Raw genomic sequence first — 23594 nt, 5'->3', positions numbered from 1 at the left:
TCCTGACCCGCCGCCCCGGAGGTACCCCGTGGGATTCCTGTCGTCCCTCAAGAGCTTCTTCTCGTCGTCGTTCCACACGCTCGAGGGCGCGCGGCCGCTCTCGGACGCCGAGCAGCGCGGCCTCGCGCTCGGTGCGGTGTACGCGGCCGAGGGCAGCCTGCCCATGAACGCGCTCACGATGGAGGCCGACCAGCGCACGGCCGCGAAGCTCCTCGCGGGCGCGTGGGACGTGCACGGCCCGCAGGACGTCGAGGACACGTACGCGTTCCTGCTGACCGAGGGCCACCGCGGGTACTACGCGGTGGTCGGCCCCGCGGTCGAGGCGACGTTCGAGCAGCGCCTGGGCCGCCGCGAGTCGGAGGCCAAGGCCGACGAGGTCGCGGCGCAGGCCGCCGCGCGCGGGCTCGACGGCGCGAGGGCGCGCGAGTGGTACCTGGGGTGGCTCGCGGCGGCGAAGGTCGGCGGGCACGGCGAGCTGGTCGACCCGCTGCCGGCGTCGATCGTCGCGTGGGACGCGGCGCGCGTCGTGCACGTGAGCCGGCTGCTGGTCGACGCGGGGTTCGTCGACGAGGCGCGCGCGTACGCGGCGATCGCGCAGGCCGTGGACCTCGCGCGCCCGGCGTACGCGTCGTGGAAGGACTTCGGCGACGCGTTCTGCGTGGGCCGGGCGTTCTGGAAGGCGTCGAACATGCGCGACCCGCTGGACTCCGAGATCGGCAAGTTCACCAGCGCGACCCGCTCGCTGCTGGAGCAGGAGGACTCGCCGTGGCTGACGGTCCGCTGGTGACCCCGCCCCGCCGCGGGCGCCCCGGGCCGGGGGTGCGCTGACGTGCGCCGCCGGCTCGGGCTGCTGCTCGTGACGCTCGTGCTGGTCGCGGTGGGCACCTGGCTCGTCGCGACGTACGGCGAGGAGTGGCGGCCGGCCGTGCACGCGCTGCTGCGACGCGTCGCGTCCGGGATCCTCTGAGCCCGCTGGGGTAGCGGACCTACGATCCCATGTAGTACATGTACTACATGGGACACAGAGCAGACCCCGCCATCGCGGTCGCCGGCCTGCGCAAGGCCTACGGTGACCGGACCGTGCTCGACGGCATCGACCTGGAGGTCGCGCAGGGCGAGGTCGTCGCGCTGCTCGGCCCCAACGGCGCCGGCAAGACCACGACCGTCGAGATCGTCGAGGGCTTCCGGCGCCGCGACGCGGGCGACGTCCGCGTGCTCGGCGTCGACCCCGAGCGCGGCGACGACGCGTGGCGCGCGCGCATCGGCGTCGTGCTGCAGTCGTGGCGCGACCACCGGCGCTGGCGGGTCGGCGAGCTCCTCGGCCAGCTCGCCGACGCGTACCGCCCCTACGGCACGCCCGCCCGTCCGCGCCCCCGCCCGGTCGACGAGCTGCTCGCGCGCGTCGGTCTCACCGACGTCGCCGACCAGCGCATGGCGACCCTCTCGGGCGGGCAGCGCCGCCGGTTCGACGTCGCCGTCGGGCTCGCCGGCCGCCCCGACCTGCTGATCCTCGACGAGCCCACGGCGGGCCTCGACCCCGCGGCCCGCCGCGAGTTCCACGAGCTCGTGCACGAGGTCGTCGACCTCGACGGCACGGTCGTCCTGCTCACCACGCACGACCTCGCCGAGGCCGAGAACGTCGCCGACCGCATCCTGCTGCTCGCGGGCGGCCGGATCGTCGCCGACGGCAGCCCCGCCGCCGTCGCGCGCGACGTCGCCGGCCCGTCCGAGGTGCGCTGGGCCAGCGGCGGGCAGCGGCACGTGCACAGCACGCACGACCCCGTGGCGTTCACGCGCGAGCTGCTCGCCACCACGCCCGACGTCACCGACCTCGAGGTCGCGCACGCGAGCCTCGAGGACGCCTACCTGGAGATCGTCCGCCGCCACGAGGCCGGCCAGCCGCTGGAGGTCACCCGATGAGCACGCCGACGCCCCGCGTCCACGCCGTCCGCCTCGGCCTGCGCCGCGGCCTCGCCGACTTCCGCAACATGCTCCGCGCACCCGACGACATGGCCTGGAACCTCGTCATCGGCGTCGCGCTGCTGGTCTACCTGGTGACGCAGCGGCACGTCGAGGTCCCCGGTGCGGGCGGCGCCACGCTCCCCGACCTCGCGATGCCCGGCATCGTGGCGGCCGTCGTCGTCTTCGGCATGGTCATGGGCCCCGCGTTCGCGCTGTCCGCCGACGTCGAGGACGGCACCGTGCTGCGGCTGCGCACCACACCGCGCGGCACCACGACGTACACGGTCGGCGTCGTGCTCGCCCAGGTGCTCGGCGCGCTGCCCATGTTCGTCATCCTGCTCGCGCCGTGGGCGCTCCTGCTCGGCGACCCCATGCACCAGGGCGGCGCCGGATGGGCCGCCCTGGTCGGCTGGGTCGGGCTCGGGACCCTCGCGACGCTGCCCGTCGGGATCGTCGGCGGCGCGCTGGCCGGCCGCACGACCCGCGTGCTGCTGCTCGTCATGGCACCCGTCGTCGCGCTGTCGGCCGTCTCCGGGGTGTTCGGGCCCCAGACGGTCCCGGGGTGGGCGAGCGGCGTCGTGCAGGTGTTCCCCCTGTACTGGCTCGCGCACGGGCTGCGGTCCACCACGCTGCCGCCGGGCGCCGAGGGGCTCGAGGTCGGCGGTGCGTGGCACCCCGAGATCGCGGCGCTCGTGCTGCTCGCCTGGGCCGTCGTCGGCCTCGTTGCCGCACCCGCGGTGCTGCGCCGCACGGCCGCGCGCCAGACCGCGGGCGCGCTGGCCGACCGCCTCCACGCCTTCCTGCAGCGCGGCTGACGTGGCGAGCGAACCCACGCCGGGCCGCACCACCGCGGCCGAGACGGTCCACAACCGCATCGCCGTGCTGCGCACCGAGCGCGGCGTCAGCCGCCGCGAGCTCGCCGAGGCCCTGGGCGTGCACTACCAGACGGTCGGGTACCTCGAGCGCGGCGAGTACAGCCCGTCGCTGCACCTCGCGCTGCGCATCGCCGCGTTCTTCGACGTCCCCGTCGAGGTCGCGTTCTCGCTCGAGCCGTTCCCACGGATCGGGTCGTGAGCCCGACGGCCGGGACGTCCCGGGGCGGCGACGGCACGCGACGTAGCATCGCTCGCGTGACCATCGCGACCACGCACGCCGGTTCCTTGCCCCGCACGCCCGAGCTCGTCGCGGCCAACGCCGAGCGCGCCGCCGGCCGGCCCCGCCCCGACTGGGACGAGTTCCTGCGCGAGCAGGTCGTCGCGCTCGTGCGCCGCCAGGTCGAGCTCGGCATCACCGTGCCGGGCGACGGCGAGTATGGCAAGGCCATGAGCAGCAGCGTCGACTTCGGCGCGTGGTGGTCCTACTCGTTCGCGCGCACGGGCGGCCTCGAGCTCGACGAGACGATGGCGTGGGCGGTCGAGCGGCACCTGTCGACGCCGGGCGACCTGCGGACCACCGGGTTCGTGCACCGCCGCGACCACCAGCGGTTCGCCGCCGCGTACGACGACCCGACGTCGGGCGTCATGGCGGGCGAGGCGCCCACGACGTTCCCGCGCTGCACGGGCCCGCTGACGTACACGGGCCACGACGCCGTCGCGTCGGACGTCGCGAACCTGCGGGCGGGGCTGGCCGCGGCCGGCGCCGCCGACGGCTTCGTCACCGCGATCGCGCCCGGCTCCGCAGCCCGCCTCACGAACGCCTACTACGCGACGGACCGCGACTACCTGTTCGCGTGGGCCGACGCCCTGCGCGAGGAGTACGTCGCGATCCTCGACGCGGGTCTGACCCTGCAGGTCGACGACCCGTCGATCGCCGAGAACTGGGACCAGATCGAGCCCGAGCCCGCGCTCGACGACTACCTCGCGTTCACGGCGCTGCGCGTCGAGGCGCTCAACCACGCGCTGCGCGACCTGCCCAAGGACCGGATCCGGTTCCACCTGTGCTGGGGCTCGTGGCACGGCCCGCACACCACGGACCTGCCGCTGCGCGACATCGTGTCGACCATGCTCGACGTGCACGCCGGGCAGTTCTCGTTCGAGGCCGCGAACGTGCGGCACGAGCACGAGTACCGCGTGTGGGACGACGTCGCGCTGCCGGCGGGCGCCGTCATCCTGCCCGGTGTCGTGTCGCACGCGACGAACGTCGTCGAGCACCCCGAGCTGGTCGCCGAGCGCATCGAGCGGTTCGCCGCGCGCGTCGGCCCCGAGAACGTCGTCGCGTCCACGGACTGCGGGCTCGGCGGGCGCGTCCACGAGCAGATCGCGTGGGCCAAGCTCGAGTCCCTCGTCGAGGGCGCGCGGATCGCGTCGGCCCGGCTGGGCTGACGCGACGGGTCGGCCGCGCGACCGGCCACCGCCGGGCCCGGGACCAACGTCCGGGGTCGGTGCGGGGTGCCGCGCGGTGGGCTGGGGGCATGCGCCGCACGCCCGTCTACTACTACTCGTCCACGAGCGGCCTGGTCCGCGCGTTCGCCGAGCGGCTCGACCGGCCGGTGCACAACCTCGCCGAGCGGGAGCACCGGCGCAGCGAGGTCGACGGCCCCTGGGTGCTGCTGACGCCGTCGTACAAGACGGGCAACGAGTCCAACGACACGATCCCCGAGGCGGTGCGCCGGTTCCTGCGCTCCGAGCGCAACCGGCGGCTGCTGGTGGGCGTCATGGGCTCCGGCAACCGGAACTTCGGCACGTACTACCAGAAGGCCGCGCGCGAGATCGCGCAGCGGTCCGGGCGGCCCGTGCTGTTCGAGTTCGAGCTGGCCGGCACCCCGTGGGACGTCGAGGAGTGCGAGCGGATCCTCACCGACCTCGACGCCGCCCTCGACGCCCGGCACGCGGCGCAGGCCGGTTGAGCAGGTGCCGTCCCCGCCGCGGGACGGCAGGCTGGGTGACGTGGACGACGAGCGGCGCACGCGGTGGCGCGTCCGGCTGCTGACGTGGCTGGCCGCGGCCGTCGTGCTCGGGGTCGTCGTCGGCCTGGTCTACGCGATCCACCCGCTGCTGGACTGAGCGCGTCGCGCCGGCACCTGCACGAACGCTGTGCGGCGCCCCAGCCCCCGCACAGGGCGACCACAGCGCGGTCGGGCTCGATGGTGCCCTCCCTTCCCGCCCCTCTCCCCGGAGGCATCCCGTGCCCGACCTCGCCCTGCTCGTCGCCGACCTCGTCGCCGTCGCGGTCCTCACGTTCGTGCTCTACGTCCCGCGGCACCGGCGGCGCGACCTCGTCGTCGCGTACCTCGGCGTCAACGTGGGCGTGCTGGCGGTCGCCGCGGCGCTCGGGTCGAGCACGGTCGGCGCCGGCCTCGGCCTGGGGCTGTTCGGCGTGCTGTCGATCATCCGGCTGCGGTCGACCGAGCTCGCGCAGAGCGAGGTCGCGTACTACTTCTCGGCGCTCGCGCTCGGGCTCATCGGCGGGCTGGGCACGACGCCCGTGCCCGTCGCGGTCGGGCTGATGGCGCTGATCCTCGTGGTCGTCGCGATCGGCGACTCGCCGCGGCTGCTGCGGCGGTACCGCTCGCAGACGGTCGTGGTGGACCGCGCGTTCACGTCGGAGCCGGCGCTGGTGGCGCACCTCGAGGGCATGCTCGGCGCGCGGGTGCACGCCGCGCACGTGCAGCGGCTCGACCTCGTCAACGACACGACGTGGGTCGACGTGCGGTACTCGCTCACGGGCGAGCACGTCCCCGCCCCGGCCGCCGAGCAGCCCGTGACGACGGCGACGGCGGCCCGGTGAGCGCCGCGCACCCGGTGGGCACGCCGAGCGGGGCCCTCGACCGGTTCGCGACCGTCGGGCTCGACGAGCTCACGGCGCGCGCGGCCCTGCAGACCCGCGTCGACCGCAAGTACGTGCTCCCGACCCGCGTGGTCACCGCCCTGCTGGCCGGGCTCGACGACGGCACGCGCGTGCTGCGGATCGACGGGCGGCAGCAGCTCGCCTACGAGTCGGTGTACTTCGACACCCCGGACCTCACGAGCTACCTCGGCACGGCGCGGCGTCGACGCCGGCGGTTCAAGGTCCGCACGCGCACCTACCTCGACACGGCCGCGTGCTTCGTCGAGGTCAAGACCCGCGGTCCGCGCGGCGCGACCGTGAAGACCCGGCTGCCGTACGACGTCGACGCGCGCGACCGCCTCACCGCCGACGCGCGCGGGTTCGCCGACGACGTCCTCGGCGAGGCCGACGTCCCGGGACCCGCCGACCCGCGGTTCGCGCCCACGCTCGTCAGCCGGTACCGCCGCTCCACGCTGCTGCTGCCGGGCGGGCCGGGGCGCCCCGACGCGCGCCTGACCCTCGACACGGGGCTCGCGTGGTCGGCCGCCGGCGGCGGCGACGCGCTCGCGCTCGACGGCCTGGTGGTGGTCGAGACCAAGACCGGCGCGACGCCGTGCGCCGCCGACCGCCTGCTGTGGCACGCGGGCCACCGGCCCGTGCGGATCTCGAAGTACGGCACGGGCCTCGCCGCGCTGGACCCGCGGCTGCCGTCGACGCCGTGGCGACGCGTGCTCGACCGGCACGTCACGCCTGCTCCCGCCCCGGGCTGACCGGCGTCCCGCCGGGTCAGTCGCGTGCCTCCTGCCGCACCGGCACGTCCACGATGCGGAAGTCGGTGTCGAACACGCTGCCCGAGCCGACCTGGAACGTCACGGCGTCGGTCGCCATGCGCGGGTAGACGAACGAGTAGACGCGGCTCTGCCCGCCGTCGATCCGGGTCGCGCCGCGCAGGTCGGTCAGCGTCAGCCACTCGCCGTCGGGCGCGCGCTCGGTGGTGCCGATCCGGTAGTCCATCGGGTAGAGCTTGGTCGCGCCGTCGAGGATGACGGCGCGACCCGCGACGTCCAGCGGGGTGTCGGTGCCCTGCCCGCGGTGGGACGACCACCCCCGCAGCGAGGGAAGCACCATGCCGGTGCCCGCGTAGTCGTCGACGCCGCGCACGGTCAGGTCGACGACCACGTGCCCGTGCACGGTGCGCGCGGACGCCTGCACCTCGTGCCGGCGGCTCGAGCTGTCGACGAGGAGCGGCTCCTCCCCCTGCCCGACGAGCCCCTTGTCGCCGAACGGCGGCAGCTCGCCCGTCGCGGTCACGTCGGTGCGGGTCGTGACGGTCGACGTCAGGCTCACGGCGACGCGACGGTTGAGCGCGCGGTTCTCGTCCGAGTCGTTCGCGACGAACGGCTCGGCCTCGCCGCGCCCGTCGACCTGCATGCGGTAGCCGGATCCCACGAGCGGACCCAGCGCGTCGGCGACGGCCTGCGCGCGCCGCCGCGAGAGGTCCAGGTTGTACGCGTCGTCGCCCTGGTCGTCGGTGTGCCCGACGACGCTCACGGTCCCCGGCTCACGCTCGGCGATGCGCGCGGCGACCAGCGCGATCGCCTCACCGGCCGCGGGGGTCAGCGTCGCCTGGTCGAACTCGAACAGGACGTCGGCGCCCAGCTGCACGTCGACGCGCTCGGTCGACTCCACGGTCTTGACCGCACCCTCGAGCTCGGCCGAGGCCGAGTCCAGCGGGAACACCGGTGCCGCGACGATCCGGTCGACCGCGACGCGCTCGGGCTCGGGCGAGGGGGTGGCCGTGCTCGTCGCCGTCGGGCGCGGGGCGTCCGGGCGCACGCTCGACGGCACGTCGCCGTCGATGACCGGCACGGACGCGACCAGGGGCGCACCGGGCAGGAACAACGACATCTCGGTCACGTCGGCGTCGGGGGCCGCGTACGGGATCTGCAGCCGTGTGCCCCCGGGCCCGCGCAGCCGCTCCCACCCCTTCGGTGCGACGACCGGCTCCCTGTCGGCGTCCACCGCGGCGTGGTGCACGACGTCCCGCTCGAGGTCCACGAGGCGGACGTTGGCCGGGTCGGACAGCCTGAGGTTCGTCGCCATCGGGCCGCCGAAGCCGTGAAGGGTGACGGACCCGTCCTCCCCGGGGTCCTCGAGCGGCGTGAGATCGAGCGTGAGCACCGCCAGGTCGCCGTCCCGCACCACGGGGTGCACGTCGACGCGCACCTCGGTGCCGCCCTCCGGCACGACGGGCGACGCGACGACGTCCTCCGGCCCGGGCCCGGGGTCGGGGTCGACCGTCGCCGACGACGCGGGCGACGGATCCCCGCCGCCAGCGGTGCAGGCGGTGAGCAGGACGACGAGGGCGGCGGTGAGCGCACCGGCCGCCCGCGCGCGACGAGCACGCACGTGGGACCTCCGAGGTGTGGGGAGCCACCCATGATGCCGGACTTGTCCGGTGCGACCCGTGCTTGAGGCGTCCGCTCACCCGATCGCGCCGCGTCGGCGTCACCCGGCCGGACGCGGCGCGGGCCTCAGCGCGCCGTGACGGACCACCGGCCGGCCGTGAGGTCGGCCAGCCGCGGCAGGATCACGTCGCCCGCGACGCGCAGGCCGTCGTGCAGGTGCTCGTTGGTGACCCACACCTGGCTGCTCCCGAGCCCGGACGCGGTCGCGAGGGCCAGGTCGAGGTCGACGTACGGGTCGTCGAAGTACTGGACGGCCGCGACGGGGACCTCGTTGGCCGCGAGCCGGTCGGTGTCGTAGAGGTCGGGCCACGACGTGCGGGCCGCGAGCTCCTCGGCCGCCGCGCGGAACGGCCGCAGCGCCGCGACCTGCTCGAACATCCACGGGAAGGCGGCCTCGCCCGTGAGCTGCACCGGCCGCGCACCGGGGGCGAACGCCGCGTGGCGCGCGTGCTCGGCGGCCGCGGCCCACCCGGGCTCGCGCTCGCCGCAGTGGTAGATGACCTCCTGCAGCACGAGGTACAGCGGGTTGGTGTCGAAGCCCGTGCGGGCGGCGACCTGCGCGAGGAACCCGGGCGCGGGCTCGCCGCGGCGGTCGAGCGCGGTGTCGAGCAGCCAGTGCAGGTCGTCGACGCCCGTGCTCATGCCGAGCGGCATGCCGAGGGTCTGCAGCCGCTCGACCGTGAGCACGTCGCCCGTCGGCAGGTGCACGTCGCCCGCCGCGACCCGGTCCGCGAGCCGTCCCAGCAGCTCGACGTCGCCCGGGAACGCACGGTGCAGCGCGGCGTTGCGCGCGAGCTGACGCGGGTAGGTCGCGGCGTAGACGTCCGCCGCGGTCGCGCCGACGGGCGGCAGGCCACCGGTCACCCAGCACGCGTCGAGCGCGCCGGGGTGCCGCGACAGGTAGGTGAGCGTGCAGAAGCCACCGTAGGACTGGCCGAGGGTCGTCCAGCGACGACCGCCGTAGACCGTGCGGCGCAGGTGCTCGGCGTCCTCGACGATCGCGTCGGCGCGGAAGCACGCGAGGTAGTCGGCGGCCGTGCGCGGGTCGTCGAACGCGGCGACGTCGGCGGCGTCGACGCGGGTCGAGCGTCCCGTGCCGCGCTGGTCGAGCAGCACGACGCGGTGCGTGCGCAGCGCGGTCGCGAGCCAGCCGCCGTTCGTGGGGCGCGGGGCCATGCCGCCGGGGCCACCCTGCAGGAACAGCAGCAGCGGCAGGTCCTCGGCGTCCCGCGCGGGGTCGACGACCTCGCGCGCGAACACCTCGAGCGCGCCGAACCGGTGGGGGTCGGCGTGGTCGACGGGGACCTCGACGCGGTGCTCGCGGACCCGGAACCCGGTCATGGCGTACTCGTGCGTGCTCACGCGCCCACCCTAGGCGCGACCCTCGATCTTTCGGGTGTCGCCGATTGCAAGTTCGGGCACCCGAAACTACCCTCGCCGACATGCCCCTGCCCCGCCGGCTCGTCGCCCTCGCGCTCGCCGTCGGGCTGCTCGCGGCGTGCTCGCCGGGCGCCGCCGACGCCACCCCCGCCGACGACCTGGCCGACGACCGCCCCGTCGTCCTCACGACGTTCACGGTGCTCGCCGACATCGCGCGGAACGTCGCCGGCGACCACCTGCGCGTCGAGTCGATCACGCGCGTCGGCGCCGAGATCCACGGCTACGACCCCACCCCCGGCGACGTCGCCCGCGCGCGCGACGCCGACCTCGTGCTCGACAACGGGCTGGGCCTCGAGGCGTGGTTCGCGCAGTTCCTCGACGGCGTCGACGTGCCGCACGTCGTCGTCTCCGACGGCGTCGACGTCCTCGACGTCACCGAGGACGCCTACGCGGGCCGGCCCAACCCGCACGCGTGGATGAGCCCGCTGCGCACGCAGGTGTACGTCGCGAACGTCGCCGACGCGTTCGCGGACCTCGACCCCGCGCACGCCGCCGACTACCGCGCGAACGCCGCGGCGTACTCCGCCGAGCTGCAGGCCGTGCACGACGAGCTCGTCGCCGCCGTCGCGACCCTGCCCGAGCGGCAGCGCGTGCTCGTGACGTGCGAGGGCGCGTTCACCTACCTCGCGCACGACGCCGGCCTGGACGAGCACTACCTGTGGGCCGTCAACGCCGAGCGGCAGTCCACGCCCCGCCAGGTCGCCGCCGTCATCGACGTGGTCCGCGAGCGCGACGTGCCCGCCGTGTTCTGCGAGTCCACGGTCTCGGACACCGCGATGCGGCAGGTCGTCGACGCGAGCGACGCGACGTTCGGCGGCACGCTCTACGTCGACTCGCTGTCCGAGCCCGACGGCCCCGTGCCGACCTACCTCGACCTGCTGCGGCACGACGTGCGCACGATCGTCGACGGCCTGACCGGCGGCGCGTCGTGACCGGGCCCGCCGGCGGTGCGCCCGCGCTGGACGTCCGTGGGCTGCACGTGCGCTACGGCGACGTCACCGCGCTCGACGGCGTCGACCTCACGCTCGCGCACGGCCGGGTCTGCGGGCTCGTCGGGGTCAACGGGTCCGGCAAGTCGACGCTCTTCAAGTCCGTCATGGGCGTGGTCCGGCCCGACGCGGGGACGGTCCGCGTCGACGGCGGCCCGCCCGCCGACGCCCGCCGCCGCGGCGCCGTCGGGTACGTGCCGCAGAGCGAGGACGTCGACTGGTCGTTCCCCCTCGCGGTGCGCGACGTCGTCATGACCGGCCGGTACGGGCACCTCGGGTTCACGCGACGCCCCCGCCGCGCCGACCACGCCGCCGTCGACGACGCGCTCGCGCGCGTCGGACTGGCCGACCTCGCCGACCGGCAGATCGGCCGGCTGTCCGGCGGTCAGCGCAAGCGCGCGTTCGTCGCGCGCGGCATCGCCCAGGGCGCGACCGTGCTGCTGCTCGACGAGCCGTTCGCGGGCGTCGACAAGGCGTCCGAGGCCATGATCACGCGCTTGCTGCGCGAGCTCGCCGCCGACGGCGCCGCCGTGCTGGTCTCGACCCACGACCTCGCGGCGCTGCCCGCGCTCGCCGACGAGGCCGTGCTGCTGCACCGGCACGTCCTCGTGCACGGCACCCCGCAGGACGTGCTGCGCCCCGAGAACCTCGCCCGCGCGTTCGGGCTCGACCCGCTCGGAGGCGCGCGGTGACCGTGCTCGACCTGCTGACCCAGCCGCTGACGTACGACTTCATGGTCCGCGCGCTGGTCACCGTGCTCGTCGCGTCCGTGGTGTGCGCCGTGCTGTCGTGCTGGCTCGTGCTCGTCGGCTGGTCGCTCATGGGCGACGCGGTGTCGCACTCGGTGCTGCCGGGCGTCGTGCTCGCGTACGTCGTCGGCGCCCCGTTCGCCGCCGGGGCCGTGGTGTTCGGCGTCGTCGCGGTCGTGCTCATCGGGTTCGTGCGCGACACCAGCCGCGTCAAGGAGGACGCCGCGATCGGCATCGTCTTCACGTCGCTGTTCGCGCTCGGCCTCGTGCTGGTCTCGGTGACCCCCAGCCAGACCGACCTCAACCACATCGTGTTCGGCAACCTGCTCGGCGTCTCGCGCGCCGACCTCGTGCAGGTCGCCGCGCTCGGCGCGGTCGTGCTCACGCTGCTGCTGCTCAAGCGGCGCGACCTCACGCTCTACGCGTTCGACCCGACCCACGCGCACGCGATCGGCCTGCACCCGCGGCGCACCGGGGCCCTGCTGCTGGGGCTGCTCGCGCTCACGGCCGTGGTCGCGCTGCAGGCCGTCGGCGTCGTGCTCGTCGTCGCGCTGCTCGTCATCCCCGGTGCGACCGCGTACCTGCTGACCGACCGGTTCGCGCGCATGCTCGTGATCGCACCCGTCATGGCCGCCGCGTGCGGCGTCGTCGGGCTGTACGCGAGCTACTACGCCGACACCGCGTCGGGCCCGACGATCGTCCTCGCGCAGGGCGTCGTGTTCGCGCTGGTCCACCTGTTCGGTCCCCGCCGCGGCGTCGTGACGACCCGGGTGCTGCGCCGTCGCGCGACGCACCCGCGCCACGGTCAGGGCGCCGTCACGCGGAACGCCGTGGCGACGACACCGCCCTCCGGGTCCTCGATCCCGTAGCTCGTGGCGACGCGGGGCCACGCGCGCACCACCTCGTCGACCTCGTGCACGATGCCCCGCACGACGTCGGACGTCAGTCCGAACGCTCCCGCGCTGTCCACCAGCTCGGTGACGTCCCGCCGGGTCCGTGAGCCACCCGCCGCGACAGGCGTGGACTGCTCCGGCCACTCCCGGGGCCACGGGTTGACGTCGAACATCGGCGCCAGCCGCCATCCCCGCGTCCCCCGCAGCAGGCCGTGGTTCCTCATGTGGTCGTCCACGTCGTTGACGGCGAGCACGAACGCGACCCGGCGCGCGAGCTCGGCCCGTTGCGCCGGCGCGTCCTGGGCGACGTCGCCCATCGCCTCGACGAGGTCGACGTAGGAGACCACCTCGTCGGGTCTCTGCTCGAGCAGCGAGTGGGCCGACAGATAGCCGACGCGCCCGGTGGCCGCTCGGTCGAAGCGGTCGAGGACGAGGACGGACGCCTCGGGCCCCACGCGGTGCAGCGCGAACCTGGGAACGGTGATGCCGGCGTCACGTGCCAGCTGCAGCACCACGGCCTCCCATGCCTGGACGTCCCACCGGTCGTCGGCCGCCGGCAGCTTCGCGAGCGCCAGCCCACCCTGGGGCGTCCGGACGCTCGTCTTGGGACGCGCACCGCCCAGGGTCGTCCCACCGGCGACGAGCAGCCGGAGCGCGGCGTCGTCCACCGGCTCGTGCGCCGTGGCCGCACGGGCGGCCGCGACGAGGTCCGGAAGGTCCACCAGAGTCGGCAGGTCGTCCTCCGGCGGTGCGAGGTGGGCCCCGGTGGCCGGGTCGACGTACCGCAGGTTGCCGAGCCGCGTGCGGTCGTCGGCGAGGACGACGTAGTCGGCGTCGGTGAACGACGGCATCGCGGCGCCGCCCGCCCTCGCCGCACGTCGCGCAGCGTCGAACAGCAGGGTGCGGCCCCACCGGTCGGGACCGGTGTCCGAGATCGCACCTGGGAGAAGACGCGGTCCGGTGCTGCGGCGCGACCCGGTCACCAGCGGCAGCTCGGGACACAGGGCGTAGCACGCCGGGTGCCGCAGCCACGCCTCCGTGTACCGGAAGGTCGTCGAGATCAGCGCACCTCCGGCGTTCGTCTCGAACGCCAGCTCCCCGGCAGGCACCTCCTCGCCCGGCAGGGCGACGTGCACCCGGACGTCGCGGGTCACGCGCGTACCCTCCGCAGCCCGGTCCGTGCGGCGTTCAGTCGACCGAACTCCGTGCTCAGCGGGTCGAGCGCCGCCACCAGCTGCTCGTTCGAGCCCAGCACACGTGCCACGGCGAGCAGCGCCTCGATCCGCGTGCCCCCCTCTCCACGCTCGAGGTTGCCGACGGTCGCGCGGGTCACACCGGCGCGCTCGGCGAGCTCCTGCTGCGTCAGGGCGTGCACCTTGCGCGCTGCGGCGAGGTGGCTCCCGAGCGTGCGCAGGTCTCGACGCGTCCGGGATGACTGCACCTTCATGCGTCACTCCTGATGCTCGACAGAGCACTCCTTAGAGCCTCTGCTGCTTGGTATACCGATCACTGTAGCGCGAAGTCACGCGACACTGCTCTCACGCCGGCCCCGGGACGTCCGGCTGCACCCGCGTGCACCCGGTGGCGGGCGGAGGGGAATGCACGACGCGGGGAGGAGGTTGTGCCGGGCATGCCTCTGAGCGGTGAGTACGCCCCCAGCACGTCGGAGTTCGCCCGCGAGCAGGTCGAGCTGATCGAGAGCTCGGGCGGCACGCGCGGCACGACGCTGAACGGCCGGCCCGTCGTCGTGCTGTGGACCCTCGGGGCGACGAGCGGCAAGATCCGCAAGACGCCGCTCATGCGCGTCGAGCACGACGGCGAGTATGCGGTCGTCGCGTCGATGGGCGGCGCGCCCACGCACCCCGTCTGGTACCGCAACCTGCTCGCGCACCCGCTGGTCGAGCTGCAGGACGGCCCCGTGCGCCGCGACTACGTGGCCCGCGAGGTCACGGGCGCCGAGCGCGACACCTGGTGGGCGCGCGCGACCGCCGTGTGGCCCGACTACGACACCTACACGACGCGCACCGACCGGCAGATCCCGGTCGTCGTGCTCACGCCCGCCTGAGCCTCGGGCGAGCCCGCGCACGACGAGGCCCCGGTCACCGGATCGCTCCGGGCCGGGGCCTCGTGCCGTGCGGCGGCCGTCAGGCGGTGTGGTTCGCACCCGTCGACGACCCGGCGACCGCCTTGCCGGCGATGCTCGCGACGAGCGTGTTGAGGTCGAGCCCCGTGAGGGACTTGATGACCTCCTGGCCCTCGCCCAGCACCTGCCCGACCGTCTTGGTCACGGCCGACGCGCCGTCGGTCGAGACGACCGTGAGCTGGTCGATGCCGCTGATGGGCTCGGCCGCGGCGCGGACGATCTCGGGCAGCAGCGCGATGACCTGCTGCGCGAGGACCGCCTCGCCCTGCTCGCGCAGCGCCTCGGCCTGCGCGCGCGTGGCCTCGGCCTGCGCGAGACCCTCGGCCTTGGCGGCCGCGGCACGGGCCAGACCCAGCGCCTCGAGCGCCTTGGCCTCCGCGAGCTGACGGTCGCGCTCGGCGTTGCCGGCGCGGATCGTCGCCTCGGCCGCGGCCTCGGCGTCCTGCACGGTCGCGATCTTGTTGGCCTCGGCGACCTTCATGCGGCGGAACGCCTCGGCCTCGGCGGCCGCGTTGGCGGCGTCACGCTCGGCGTTGGCCTGCTGGACCGCGGCGTACGCGGACGCCTCGGCGGGCTTGCGGACGTCGATGTCGAGCTGCTCCTCGGTGACCTTCGCCTTCTCGGCGAGGGCCTCGCGCTCCTGCGTCGCGACCAGGCGGTCCTGCTCGGCGCGCGCGAGCTGCCCCGCCGCGTTGGCCTCGGCGTTCGCCTTGTCGGTCTCGGCCTTGATGCCGGCCTGCTTGAGCGCGAGGTCGCGCTGCCGCTCGGCGATCGACTCCATGGCCTGGATCTTCGCGAACTCGGAGACCTGCTGCGCCTCGGCCTCCTTGACCTCGGCGACCTGGCGGGCGCGCGCGGCCTCGGCACGGCCGAGGTTCGCGAGGTAGTCGGAGCCGGGCGTCGAGATGTCGGAGATGTTGAGCAGGTCGACCTGCAGACCCTGCTCGGCCAGGTCGGTCTTGGTCGAGTTGACCACCGCGTCCTGCAGCGACTTCCGGTCGCTGATGATCTGCTCGATCGTCATGTGGCCGATGATCGAGCGCAGCGAGCCCTCGAGGGACTCCTTGATGACGTCGGTGAGCGTGGCCTGCTGGGACAGGAAGCGCTGCGCGGCACGCCGCACGCCCTCCTCGTCGCCCCGGACCTTGAAGTTGATGGACGCCTTGATGGCGAGCTTGATGCGGTTCTTGTCGACGCCCTCGACGGTGATGCCGATCTGCCGCTGCTCGAGCGAGATCGGGAAGCCCTGCTGCAGCACGGGCCAGACGAAGACGCGCCCGCCGACGACCACGCGCTGGCCCGCGTCGGCCGACGCGTTCCGGCCGGCGCCGCGCCCGACGATGATGAGGGCCTCGTTCGGGGGCACCCGGCGGATGCGCTTGGTGATGAGGGCGATCACCGCGACGAACGCGACGATGAGGGCGCCGACGGCCAGCACGGTCGAGCCGCTGCCCTGCGTGAAGTCGAACATGGTGGGTCCCGGCCGGGCCGGGCTCCTTCCTCTCGGTCCTGCTCGGGTGGTGCGGCCGCCGCACGCGGCGGCGGGGTGGAGCGGGGGCGGGACGGGGTCGGCGCGTCAGCTCGCGCGGACGACCTGCACGCGCGAGCCGGAGACGCCGACGACCACGACGCGCGTGCCCGCGGGGATGTCCTCGTGCGACCACGCCAGGCGCGCCTCGAGGTCGCGCACGCCCTCGAGGCGGACCTCGCCGCCGCCGGGGCCGGTCGTCGCGGTCGTCATGCCGTACGCGCCGTCGAGCGGCGGCGGGGGTGCGTCCTCGGTGTCGGAGAGCCGCTTGATGAGGAGCTGCGCGACCGCGCCCGCGACGATCGCGAAGCCCACGCCGATGACGTACGCCCACACGGTCGCGAGGTGGGAGTTGAGCACGATGACGCCGCTCGCGCCGAAGACCACCGAGCCCACGCCGGCGGCGATGCCGGAGAACCCGCCCTCGCCGACGCCGATCGACTCGAACACGTCGCCGAAGACGAGCGACGCGAGCAGGACGACGAGGCCGAGGCCCCCGACGACGAGGAAGACGGTCACGTGAGGGGGTCCCTTCGGTGGCTTGCGCGCCAGTATGCCGCAGGTGCCACCGCGCCGACCGGGCCCCCGGGCCCAACCGGACGCGCGTCCGGGTGAACCCCTCGTGCGGTCACCCGCAGGTCAGGGGCACGGCGACGGCTCAGCCGTGCGTCCCACCCTCGAGCTCGGACTCCGTCAGCGCGACGGGCCGGCCGCGTCCGAGCATCGAGTTCCGGTAGGAGAACGTCGCGTAGACGACCGCCCCGACCGCGACCCACACGAGGAACCGCAGCCACGTGAGCGTCGTGAGGTTGAGCATGAGCCACAGGCACGCGACGCCCGCGAGCACCGGCAGCACGGGCGACCACGGCACGCGGAAGCCGCGCGGCAGGTCGGGCCGCGAGCGCCGCAGCAGCGGGACGCCGAAGCTGACCAGCACGAACGCGGACAGCGTGCCGATGTTGATCATCTCCTCGAGCAGCTCGACCTCCGACAGCCCGGCGATGAGCGCGACGACGACCCCGGCGCCGATCTGCAGCCACATCGGCGTGCCGAACCGCGGCGACGTGCGGGACACGGCGCGCGGCAGCAGGCCGTCGCGGCTCATCGCGAACACGACGCGCGTGAGCCCCAGCAGCAGCACCATGAGCACGCTCGTCAGGCCCACGAGGATCCCGACCGAGATCACCTTGCCCGCCCAGTCGGCCCCGACCAGCACGAACGCGGTGGTGAGCGACGGCGAGTCGGACGCCGCGAGGTCGCGGTAGCTCACCATCCCGGTGACGACGACCGTCACCAGCACGTACAGCACGGTGACGAGCGCGAGCCCGCCGAGGATCCCCTTGGGCACGGCCCGCTGCGGGTCCTTGGTCTCCTCCGCGGTGGTGGCGACGACGTCGAACCCGATGAACGCGAAGAACACCAGCGCGGCGCCGGACAGGATGCCCATGACGCCGTACGTCGTGGGCTCGAAGCCCAGCAGGAAGCCGGTGAGCGGCTGGTGCAGCCCGCTCGTGCCGGCGGGCGCCGGCTCGGCGGGCGGCACGAACGGCGTCCAGTTCTCGGCCTTGACGTAGAAGAACCCGGCGACGATGACGAACAGCGTGATGCCGACCTTGATGATCGTGAACACGCTGTTCACGCGCGTCGACAGGCGCGTGCCGACCGCGAGCAGGGCCGTGAACACGGCGACGATCAGCATGGGGCCCCACGCGACCTCGACGCCGCCGAGGCTGACGACCGTCGGCACGTCGACGCCGAACAGCCCGAACGCGTCGGACAGGTACACGCCCCAGAACTTCGCGATGACGGCCGAGGCCAGCAGCATCTCGAGGATCAGGTCCCAGCCGATGATCCACGCGACGAACTCGCCCATGGTCGTGTACGAGTACGTGTACGCCGACCCCGCGACCGGCATGGTCGACGCGAACTCGGCGTAGCACATGATCGCGAGCCCGCAGACGACGGACGCGATGAGGAACGAGACGATGACCGACGGCCCGGCGTGCCGCGCGGCGGCCGTCGCACCGACCGAGAAGATGCCCGCCCCGACGGCGACGGCGACGCCGAGCACGGCGAGGTCCCACGCCGTGAGGGTGCGGCGCAGCTGCCGCGACGGGTCGTCGACCGCCGCGAGCGCGTCCTCGACGGACCTGCGCCGCAGGATGCCGCGGGGACCCCGGCCCCCCGGCGCGTCCTGTGCTGCCGTCATCGCTCCCCCTCGGGTGTCGTGCGCGTCACCGGGTGAGCATGACGCGCGAGCGCCCCACGGTCCACCGGACGTACGTCCCGGCACCCGCGTCCGGCGTCGGGCGTCGTCGCGCCCACCTGCCCGGGCGGTGGAGGGCGCCGGGCGTGCGGTCGGCGCGCGGCGGCCGCAGGGTGGGTGCCATGGCTGAGCGCACGCGCGACGACGGGCCCGACGACCGGCACCTGCCGCCCCCGGGGGTGGACGACGCGACGGTCGAGGCCGTCGGCGGCGTGACCGCCGCGTTCGAGGTGGTGGAGCACGCACGCGGCATGCTCTACGCGTTCCACCGGCTGGTCGGGCGCGCGGACATGGAGCTGCAGGAGGCGCTGGACCGGCTCGAGGAGGCCGGGCACGGCGAGCTCGCGGACCGCGTGCGGGCCGACGTGGTGGGCCGTGACGTGCTCCCGGGCCGGTGGACGTTCCAGGTGGTCGAGGAGTTCGACGACGGCTACCACCGCGCGTTCGCCGACGCCGAGCGGCTCGTCCGTGACGAGCTCACGGCGGGGCGGCGGCACGTGTACGAGGCGCAGCTCAAGGAGCGCGAGCGGACGCACGGCCGCCCGGGGCACGAGGCGCTGCCGGAGGACGTCGAGGGCTGACCGCGCCCCCGGCACGCGGGCGACGCGAGCGGGGGACGCGAGCGGGGCGACCGGGCGTCGCCGTGTCCGCGGGCACGCGGGCGTGACCCGTGCCGGGCGGAGGCGACCCACCCCCAGGCGGTCGTGGTGCGTGCCACGTCGCCGCCCGCGCGCGTCGGCGCGCGCGCTGTCGGACCCGTCCGGCAGGGTGTGCGCCCGTGACCTCGCTCGACGCCCTCGTCCGCGCCGCCTCGCCCCGTCCCGCGCCCCGGTCCGGGGGTCGCCGCCGCCGGCGCGCGTGGCCCTGGACGCTGCTGCTGCTCGTGGCCCTCGGTGCGGGGCTGGGCGGACCGGTCTGGCTCGACGCGCGCGCAGCGGCCCGCTACCCGGTGACGGCGGCCGACCTCGCGGCCGGGCACGCCGCGCTCGACGGGCTCGCGGTCAAGGGGCGCGCACCGCGCACGGGCTACGCCCGGGAGGAGTTCGGGCAGGCGTGGGCGGACGTCGACCGCAACGGCTGCGACACGCGCAACGACGTCCTCGCGCGGGACCTGGTCGACGTGACGACCGACCCCGCGACGCGCGGGTGCGTCGTGCTGACGGGCACGCTCGACGACCCGTACACGGGCACGACGATCGCGTTCGAGCGCGGCGAGCGGTCGTCGCAGGTGCAGATCGACCACGTCGTGGCGCTGTCGGACGCGTGGCAGAAGGGCGCGCAGGGCTGGACGGCCGAGCAGCGCCGCGCGTTCGCGAACGACCCCGCGAACCTGCAGGCCGTCGACGGCCCGACCAACCAGCGCAAGGGTGCGGGCGACGCGGCGACGTGGCTGCCGCCGAACTCGGGCTACCGGTGCGTGTACGCGCTGCGCCAGGTGGACGTGAAGGCCGCCTACGGGCTGTGGGTCACGCGCGCCGAGCGCGACGCCCTCGACCGCGAGCTGGGGCGGTGCGTGGTCGCGGACTGAGGGCGCGCGCTCCGCTCTCCCGCCACCGGGCCGCCCGGGGCAGGCGGGGAGCCGGGTGGGTCAGGACGCCAGCCGCTGCCGCGCGCCGCGCGGCGCGGCGTCCACGCCGGGCTCGGCGATCCGCGCCCACAGCTCGTCGAGCGAGAGCCCGAGCACGGCGGCGAGCGCGGCGATCGTGGGGAACGACGGCGTCGCGACGCGGCCGGACTCGATCTTGCGCAGCGTCTCGGGGGACACGCCCGCGTCGAGCGCGGTGTCGAGGATCGTGCGGGGCCCGCGGGCGTCGCGCAGAAGGGCGCCGAGGCGCTTCCCGCGCTCGACCTCGGCGGGCGTGAGCGGCAGGCGGACCATGGGGCGATGATAGTACCGGTACTGTCTTCCCGGTATTGTTATCCGAGCGCGCCGGCCTCCCGGGCCCCCGCCCCACCCCGCACCTCCCGCGAAGGACCCCCCGCATGATCGAGATCCTGTCCCCGTCCGAGCTGGCACGCGCACGCGTGACCGGGCGCCTCGTCGGCGACATCCTCGCCGAGCTGCGGCGTCGCACCCGGGCCGGGACCAACCTGCTCGAGATCGACGCGTGGACCGCCCAGCTGATCCGCGAGTCCGGTGCGCAGTCCTGCTACGTCGACTACGCGCCGTCGTTCGGCCGCGGACCGTTCGGCCACTACGTGTGCACGTCGGTCGACGACGCCGTGCTGCACGGCCTCCCGCACGACCGCGTGCTCGCCGACGGCGACCTGCTCACGCTCGACCTCGCGGTCCTCAAGGACGGCGTCGCGGCCGACGCCGCGATCAGCTTCGTCGTCGGCGAGCGGCCGTCGCCGCAGGCCGACGCGCTCATCGAGGCGACCCGGACCGCGCTCGCGGCGGCGATCGCGGAGGTCCGGCCCGGCGCCCGCATCGGCGACCTGTCGCACGCGATCGGCACCGTCCTCACCGGCGCCGGGTTCCCGGTCAACACCGAGTTCGGCGGGCACGGCATCGGCTCGACCATGCACCAGGACCCGCACGTCCCCAACACCGGCCGGCCCGGGCGCGGCTACACGCTGCGCCCCGGGCTGCTGCTCGCGCTCGAGCCGTGGGTCATGGCCGACACCGACGAGCTCGTCACCGACGCCGACGGCTGGACCCTGCGCAGCGCGACGGGGTGCCTCACGGCCCACACCGAGCACACCGTCGCCGTCACGGAGGACGGCGTGGAGATCCTCACGCTGCCGACCTCGACGGACTGAGACGCCCCGGCGCCGCGGGCGCACCCGTGCGCCGCTCCGGTCCCGGACCGGGCAGCGGGTCCGCGGTCGGGGCCGACGGGTCAGGAGACGACGCCGTCAGGCGCCGCGGCGCGCGTGCACGTCGACGCCCGGCCCCGCGACGCCGCCGAGGTGCCGCGTGACGGTCCGGGCCGCGTGCACGACCGCGCGGGCGTGCTCCTGCACGGCCGCCGCCGGCATCCGAGCGGCGGGTGCGACGACCGAGAGCGCACCGACCACGTCCCCCGTGTGGTCGAGCACGGGCGCCGCGACCGCCCGCAGGTCGGGGTCGAGCTCGCGGTCGTCGACCGCGAAGCCGCGCCGCCGCGTGCGCATCAGCTCGGCGCGCAGCTCGCCCGGGTCGGTGATCGACCGCGGCGTCGCCGCCTGCAGCCCGGCCGCGACCGCGCGGTCGACGAGCGACGGCGCCGCGAACGACAGGATCGCCTTGCCGCTCGCGGAGCAGTGCATGGGCACGCTCGCGGGAACACGCCCCGTCGCACGGCCCGCCGCGCCCGGTGCGGGTCGCCGGCCGGCGACGCGGACCTGGAGCCCGTCCGGCACCGAGAGCATCGAGGTGCAGCCGCTCGTGCGCGCCAGGTCGTCGAGCGGGCCGGCCGCGACGGTCTCGACGTCGAGGCTCGCGAGGTACGCGTGGCCCAGGCGCAGCGCGCCCGGCCCGAGGCGGAACCGGCTGGTGCTCGCGTCGCGTCGCAGCAGCTCGGCCTCGAGCAGCGGCGCCGCGAGGCGCAGGACCGTGGACTTGTGGACGTCGAGCCGGCGGCCGATCTCGGCGGCCGTGAGGCCCGCGGGGTCGGAGTCCTGCGCGCACACGTCGAGCAGGGCGAGCGCACGTCGCAGCGAGAGCGACTCGTTGCGCGCCGGGCGGGCCTCGTCGTCCGGTGTTGTGCTCACCGCATCACTCTGGCAGACCTGGACGCACGTCCGGTGGGACGTCGGGCCGATGTCGCCCCGTGCACACCGACGCGCACCCATGTCCCACCGACGGGTGACGCCGCAGGTCAGGCGCCCGGCCACGCCGCGAGCAGCCACGCTCCCCCCGCGACGAGCGCGGCGAGGCACACCAGCAGCAGGATCGCGACCCACACGACCGCCGGCAGGTGCGTGAGCCCCGCCAGCAGACCCGCGTCCGAGGTGTCGCGCCCGCCGCGCCGTGCGAGGCGGGCGCGCTGGGTCTGCATCTCGAGCACGGCCCGCGGCGCGCCGAGCAGCAGGAACCACGTGATCCCCGCGGCGACGACCGTCTGCGCGCCCGCCGGGGCCCACCCGGTGACGCCGACGAGCACGGCCCCGCTGACGAGCACGGCCCACAGCCCGTACCAGTTGCGGATCTGCAGCAGCACGAGGACCACGACGACGAGCAGCAGCCACAGCACGCCCAACGCGTACCCGCGGGACAGCAGCCACGCCGCCGCGACGCCCAGCAGCGCGGGCCCGGGGTAGCCGGCGGCCACGGTCGCCACCATGCCCGGCCCGCGCGGCTTGCCGCGCGACACCGTGAGCCCCGACGTGTCGGAGTGCACGCGGATGCCCGACAGCCGCCGGCCCACCAGCACCGCGACCGCGGCGTGCGCGGCCTCGTGGACGATCGTCAGGCCGTGGCGCAGCAGGTGCCACAGGCCGGGCACGAGCAGCGCGACCAGCACCGCGGCGCCGACGGCGAGCACCGTCGTGCGGTCGGGCGCGGGCTGCGCGGTCGTCACGCGCTGCCACAGGTCGGCGACGCCCGAGACGTCGGGGGCGGCCCCGAGCCGCGCGGTCGTCACGGGGACTGCTCCAGCACGACGTCGGTGCCGCCGGCGACGAACCGGACGCCGTCGCGCACGACCGCGACACTCTCGAGCGTCACGCCCTCGGGCAGACCGCCGAGCGGGACCTCGAGCCCGGTGAGCCGGTCGGCGATCGCGTCGGGCAGGCGGTCCACCTGGAGCGCACCGACCCCGAGCGTGACGTCGCGCAGGTCGACGAGCAGGCGCCCGTCCTCGACGCGCGGCACGAGGCCGGCCGTCAGCGGGGCGCCCAGCACCTGGCCGGACGCGCGCAGCACGTCGCCGTCGACCGTGACGTCGACGACGAGGTTCGCACGGTCGGCGACGGCCCGCTCGATCGACTCGGGGGGCAGCGTCGCCTGCAGCCGCGCGTGCCCGACCCGGTAGGGGGACTCGAGCGACACGTCGGTCGCGTCGACGACGACGTCGGTCGCGCGCACGCCCTCGAACACCACGCCCGCGGCGGTGGCGCCGACGTCGTCGAGCGAGCGTGCCAGGAGCTGCGTGAGGAACGGGAACCCGTCGATCCGCACGTCGGGCTCGCCGTCGACCTGGAGCTGCTGCGTGACCACCTGCGCGGCGCGCTCCTGCGCGGCGTCCCGCGCGAACCGGTCACCGACGTACGTGCCCACCCCTACGAGTCCGAGCGCGACGACCCCCGCGACGACCCCTCTGGCTCCCATCGGCTCCCCGTCCTCGTCGTGCCCGGCCCGTGCGGGCCGGTGCCCCGGCCCCACACGGTAGGCGCCCCGGCACGGGAGGTCGCGGGGCGCGCGGCCCGCGCACCCGGCGCGGCACCATCCTGTGGCGCACGTCACAG

27 protein-coding genes are annotated in these 23594 nt (G+C 75.1%); 16 read left to right on the top strand and 11 right to left on the bottom strand.

What is annotated here, in order from left to right; translation table 11 throughout:
- Window positions 1-28: 28 nt before the first annotated feature.
- From GY42_RS13930 to GY42_RS13895, 9 genes are all read left to right on the top strand, one after another.
- Window positions 29-787 carry a DUF1266 domain-containing protein gene (locus tag GY42_RS13930; protein WP_046529783.1) on the top strand — a complete coding sequence of 253 codons (759 nt, stop codon included), beginning with the start codon at window positions 29-31 and terminating at the stop codon, window positions 785-787.
- Between the two features lie 42 nt (window positions 788-829).
- Window positions 830-967: a hypothetical protein gene (locus tag GY42_RS19505; RefSeq protein WP_160309424.1), complete on the top strand. Its 138-nt coding sequence runs from the start codon at window positions 830-832 to the stop codon at window positions 965-967.
- A gap of 47 nt (window positions 968-1014) precedes the next feature.
- Window positions 1015-1920, top strand: a complete 906-nt coding sequence (locus tag GY42_RS13925; protein WP_201775281.1) for an ABC transporter ATP-binding protein — start codon at window positions 1015-1017, stop codon at window positions 1918-1920.
- Window positions 1917-2777: an ABC transporter permease gene (locus GY42_RS13920; protein ID WP_046529781.1), complete on the top strand. Its 861-nt coding sequence runs from the start codon at window positions 1917-1919 to the stop codon at window positions 2775-2777. Before GY42_RS13925 ends, GY42_RS13920 begins: the two co-directional genes overlap by 4 nt.
- Window position 2778: 1 nt before the next feature.
- Window positions 2779-3036 carry a helix-turn-helix transcriptional regulator gene (locus GY42_RS13915; RefSeq protein ID WP_046529780.1) on the top strand — a complete coding sequence of 86 codons (258 nt, stop codon included), beginning with the start codon at window positions 2779-2781 and terminating at the stop codon, window positions 3034-3036.
- Between the two features lie 47 nt (window positions 3037-3083).
- A complete protein-coding gene (locus tag GY42_RS13910) occupies window positions 3084-4283 on the top strand; it encodes a cobalamin-independent methionine synthase II family protein (RefSeq protein WP_082131751.1) in 1200 nt (399 codons plus the stop codon).
- A gap of 89 nt (window positions 4284-4372) precedes the next feature.
- The gene (nrdI, locus tag GY42_RS13905) at window positions 4373-4807 is read left to right on the top strand and encodes a class Ib ribonucleoside-diphosphate reductase assembly flavoprotein NrdI (protein ID WP_046529778.1); all 435 of its coding nucleotides are present in this window, start codon (window positions 4373-4375) and stop codon (window positions 4805-4807) included.
- Window positions 4808-5085: 278 nt separating this feature from the next.
- Window positions 5086-5688, top strand: coding sequence for a DUF4956 domain-containing protein (locus GY42_RS13900; protein ID WP_046529777.1), 603 nt, complete (start codon window positions 5086-5088; stop codon window positions 5686-5688).
- Complete coding sequence (locus tag GY42_RS13895; protein WP_236686794.1) at window positions 5685-6497, top strand: polyphosphate polymerase domain-containing protein; 813 nt, start codon at window positions 5685-5687, stop codon at window positions 6495-6497. The genes GY42_RS13900 and GY42_RS13895 overlap by 4 nt, the downstream gene beginning before the upstream one ends.
- Before the next feature lie 16 nt (window positions 6498-6513).
- On the opposite strand, the gene GY42_RS13890 is transcribed toward GY42_RS13895, so the two are convergent.
- Both GY42_RS13890 and GY42_RS13885 read right to left on the bottom strand, forming a co-directional pair.
- Window positions 6514-8136, bottom strand: a complete 1623-nt coding sequence (locus tag GY42_RS13890; RefSeq protein ID WP_046529776.1) for an OmpA family protein — start codon at window positions 8134-8136, stop codon at window positions 6514-6516.
- A 125-nt stretch (window positions 8137-8261) separates the two neighbouring features.
- Window positions 8262-9536 carry an alpha/beta fold hydrolase gene (locus GY42_RS13885; protein ID WP_046531011.1) on the bottom strand — a complete coding sequence of 425 codons (1275 nt, stop codon included), beginning with the start codon at window positions 9534-9536 and terminating at the stop codon, window positions 8262-8264.
- A 101-nt stretch (window positions 9537-9637) separates the two neighbouring features.
- Between GY42_RS13885 and GY42_RS13880 the strand changes: the two genes are divergently transcribed.
- The 3 genes from GY42_RS13880 to GY42_RS13870 are packed head-to-tail and all read left to right on the top strand — an operon-like array spanning window position 9638 to window position 12242.
- Entirely contained in the window at window positions 9638-10567 is a 930-nt protein-coding gene (locus tag GY42_RS13880; protein WP_046529775.1) for a metal ABC transporter substrate-binding protein, read from the top strand.
- Window positions 10564-11316 (top strand): metal ABC transporter ATP-binding protein, encoded by a 753-nt coding sequence (locus GY42_RS13875; protein WP_046529774.1) that lies wholly within the window; start codon window positions 10564-10566, stop codon window positions 11314-11316. The genes GY42_RS13880 and GY42_RS13875 overlap by 4 nt, the downstream gene beginning before the upstream one ends.
- On the top strand, window positions 11313-12242 hold the full coding sequence (locus GY42_RS13870; RefSeq protein ID WP_046529773.1) for a metal ABC transporter permease: 930 nt from the start codon (window positions 11313-11315) through the stop codon (window positions 12240-12242). The genes GY42_RS13875 and GY42_RS13870 overlap by 4 nt, the downstream gene beginning before the upstream one ends.
- On the opposite strand, the gene GY42_RS13865 is transcribed toward GY42_RS13870, so the two are convergent.
- Both GY42_RS13865 and GY42_RS13860 read right to left on the bottom strand, forming a co-directional pair.
- Entirely contained in the window at window positions 12179-13420 is a 1242-nt protein-coding gene (locus GY42_RS13865) for a type II toxin-antitoxin system HipA family toxin (protein ID WP_052748404.1), read from the bottom strand. The two genes, GY42_RS13870 and GY42_RS13865, sit on opposite strands and share 64 nt — an antisense overlap.
- Entirely contained in the window at window positions 13417-13713 is a 297-nt protein-coding gene (locus GY42_RS13860) for a helix-turn-helix transcriptional regulator (protein ID WP_046529772.1), read from the bottom strand. The genes GY42_RS13865 and GY42_RS13860 overlap by 4 nt, the downstream gene beginning before the upstream one ends.
- Before the next feature lie 183 nt (window positions 13714-13896).
- Between GY42_RS13860 and GY42_RS13855 the strand changes: the two genes are divergently transcribed.
- Entirely contained in the window at window positions 13897-14331 is a 435-nt protein-coding gene (locus GY42_RS13855; RefSeq protein WP_046531009.1) for a nitroreductase family deazaflavin-dependent oxidoreductase, read from the top strand.
- Between the two features lie 79 nt (window positions 14332-14410).
- Here GY42_RS13855 and GY42_RS13850 read toward each other — a convergent pair whose 3' ends face one another.
- From GY42_RS13850 to GY42_RS13840, 3 genes are all read right to left on the bottom strand, one after another.
- Complete coding sequence (locus tag GY42_RS13850) at window positions 14411-15880, bottom strand: flotillin family protein (RefSeq protein ID WP_046529771.1); 1470 nt, start codon at window positions 15878-15880, stop codon at window positions 14411-14413.
- A 105-nt stretch (window positions 15881-15985) separates the two neighbouring features.
- Window positions 15986-16456, bottom strand: coding sequence for an NfeD family protein (locus tag GY42_RS13845; RefSeq protein ID WP_046529770.1), 471 nt, complete (start codon window positions 16454-16456; stop codon window positions 15986-15988).
- A 139-nt stretch (window positions 16457-16595) separates the two neighbouring features.
- Window positions 16596-18146, bottom strand: a complete 1551-nt coding sequence (locus GY42_RS13840) for an amino acid permease (RefSeq protein ID WP_046529769.1) — start codon at window positions 18144-18146, stop codon at window positions 16596-16598.
- A 179-nt stretch (window positions 18147-18325) separates the two neighbouring features.
- On the opposite strand from GY42_RS13840, the gene GY42_RS13835 reads away from it, so the two are divergent.
- Both GY42_RS13835 and GY42_RS13830 read left to right on the top strand, forming a co-directional pair.
- A complete protein-coding gene (locus GY42_RS13835) occupies window positions 18326-18784 on the top strand; it encodes a hypothetical protein (protein ID WP_046529768.1) in 459 nt (152 codons plus the stop codon).
- 197 nt (window positions 18785-18981) lie between these two features.
- Window positions 18982-19731: an HNH endonuclease family protein gene (locus GY42_RS13830; RefSeq protein ID WP_082131566.1), complete on the top strand. Its 750-nt coding sequence runs from the start codon at window positions 18982-18984 to the stop codon at window positions 19729-19731.
- 60 nt (window positions 19732-19791) lie between these two features.
- Here the strand turns inward: GY42_RS13830 and GY42_RS13825 are convergent, their stop codons facing one another.
- The gene (locus GY42_RS13825; RefSeq protein ID WP_046529767.1) at window positions 19792-20082 is read right to left on the bottom strand and encodes a helix-turn-helix domain-containing protein; all 291 of its coding nucleotides are present in this window, start codon (window positions 20080-20082) and stop codon (window positions 19792-19794) included.
- 104 nt (window positions 20083-20186) lie between these two features.
- Here GY42_RS13825 and map point away from each other — a divergent pair, with 104 nt between their 5' ends.
- Window positions 20187-20966: a type I methionyl aminopeptidase gene (map, locus tag GY42_RS13820; protein ID WP_046529766.1), complete on the top strand. Its 780-nt coding sequence runs from the start codon at window positions 20187-20189 to the stop codon at window positions 20964-20966.
- Between the two features lie 96 nt (window positions 20967-21062).
- Here the strand turns inward: map and GY42_RS13815 are convergent, their stop codons facing one another.
- The 3 genes from GY42_RS13815 to GY42_RS13805 form a co-directional block, all read right to left on the bottom strand.
- Window positions 21063-21899, bottom strand: coding sequence for an IclR family transcriptional regulator (locus tag GY42_RS13815; protein ID WP_046529765.1), 837 nt, complete (start codon window positions 21897-21899; stop codon window positions 21063-21065).
- Between the two features lie 107 nt (window positions 21900-22006).
- The gene (locus GY42_RS13810) at window positions 22007-22771 is read right to left on the bottom strand and encodes a M50 family metallopeptidase (RefSeq protein ID WP_046529764.1); all 765 of its coding nucleotides are present in this window, start codon (window positions 22769-22771) and stop codon (window positions 22007-22009) included.
- A complete protein-coding gene (locus GY42_RS13805; RefSeq protein WP_046529763.1) occupies window positions 22768-23457 on the bottom strand; it encodes an LmeA family phospholipid-binding protein in 690 nt (229 codons plus the stop codon). Before GY42_RS13805 ends, GY42_RS13810 begins: the two co-directional genes overlap by 4 nt.
- Between the last annotated feature and the right edge of the window lie 137 nt (window positions 23458-23594).

Origin of the sequence: Cellulomonas sp. FA1, from assembly GCF_000986825.1 — a bacterium.
In the GTDB taxonomy this organism is placed as follows: Bacteria; Actinomycetota; Actinomycetes; order Actinomycetales; family Cellulomonadaceae; genus Cellulomonas; species Cellulomonas iranensis.
Note: the sequence above shows the minus strand (reverse complement) of the source record. Positions and strands in the feature narration are given on the sequence as shown.

Bases quoted from the DNA above. Each gene is read 5' to 3' on its own strand.
- GY42_RS13925 (WP_201775281.1), top strand. From the start codon at position 1,015: ATGGGACACAGAGCAGACCCCGCCATCGCGGTCGCCGGCCTGCGCAAG.
- GY42_RS13920 (WP_046529781.1), top strand. From the start codon at position 1,917: ATGAGCACGCCGACGCCCCGCGTCCACGCCGTCCGCCTCGGCCTGCGC.
- nrdI (WP_046529778.1), top strand. From the start codon at position 4,373: ATGCGCCGCACGCCCGTCTACTACTACTCGTCCACGAGCGGCCTGGTC.
- GY42_RS13885 (WP_046531011.1), bottom strand. From the start codon at position 9,536: ATGACCGGGTTCCGGGTCCGCGAGCACCGCGTCGAGGTCCCCGTCGAC.
- GY42_RS13880 (WP_046529775.1), top strand. From the start codon at position 9,638: ATGCCCCTGCCCCGCCGGCTCGTCGCCCTCGCGCTCGCCGTCGGGCTG.
- GY42_RS13860 (WP_046529772.1), bottom strand. From the start codon at position 13,713: ATGAAGGTGCAGTCATCCCGGACGCGTCGAGACCTGCGCACGCTCGGG.
- GY42_RS13855 (WP_046531009.1), top strand. From the start codon at position 13,897: ATGCCTCTGAGCGGTGAGTACGCCCCCAGCACGTCGGAGTTCGCCCGC.
- GY42_RS13850 (WP_046529771.1), bottom strand. From the start codon at position 15,880: ATGTTCGACTTCACGCAGGGCAGCGGCTCGACCGTGCTGGCCGTCGGC.
- GY42_RS13840 (WP_046529769.1), bottom strand. From the start codon at position 18,146: ATGACGGCAGCACAGGACGCGCCGGGGGGCCGGGGTCCCCGCGGCATC.
- GY42_RS13835 (WP_046529768.1), top strand. From the start codon at position 18,326: ATGGCTGAGCGCACGCGCGACGACGGGCCCGACGACCGGCACCTGCCG.
- GY42_RS13825 (WP_046529767.1), bottom strand. From the start codon at position 20,082: ATGGTCCGCCTGCCGCTCACGCCCGCCGAGGTCGAGCGCGGGAAGCGC.
- map (WP_046529766.1), top strand. From the start codon at position 20,187: ATGATCGAGATCCTGTCCCCGTCCGAGCTGGCACGCGCACGCGTGACC.
- GY42_RS13805 (WP_046529763.1), bottom strand. From the start codon at position 23,457: ATGGGAGCCAGAGGGGTCGTCGCGGGGGTCGTCGCGCTCGGACTCGTA.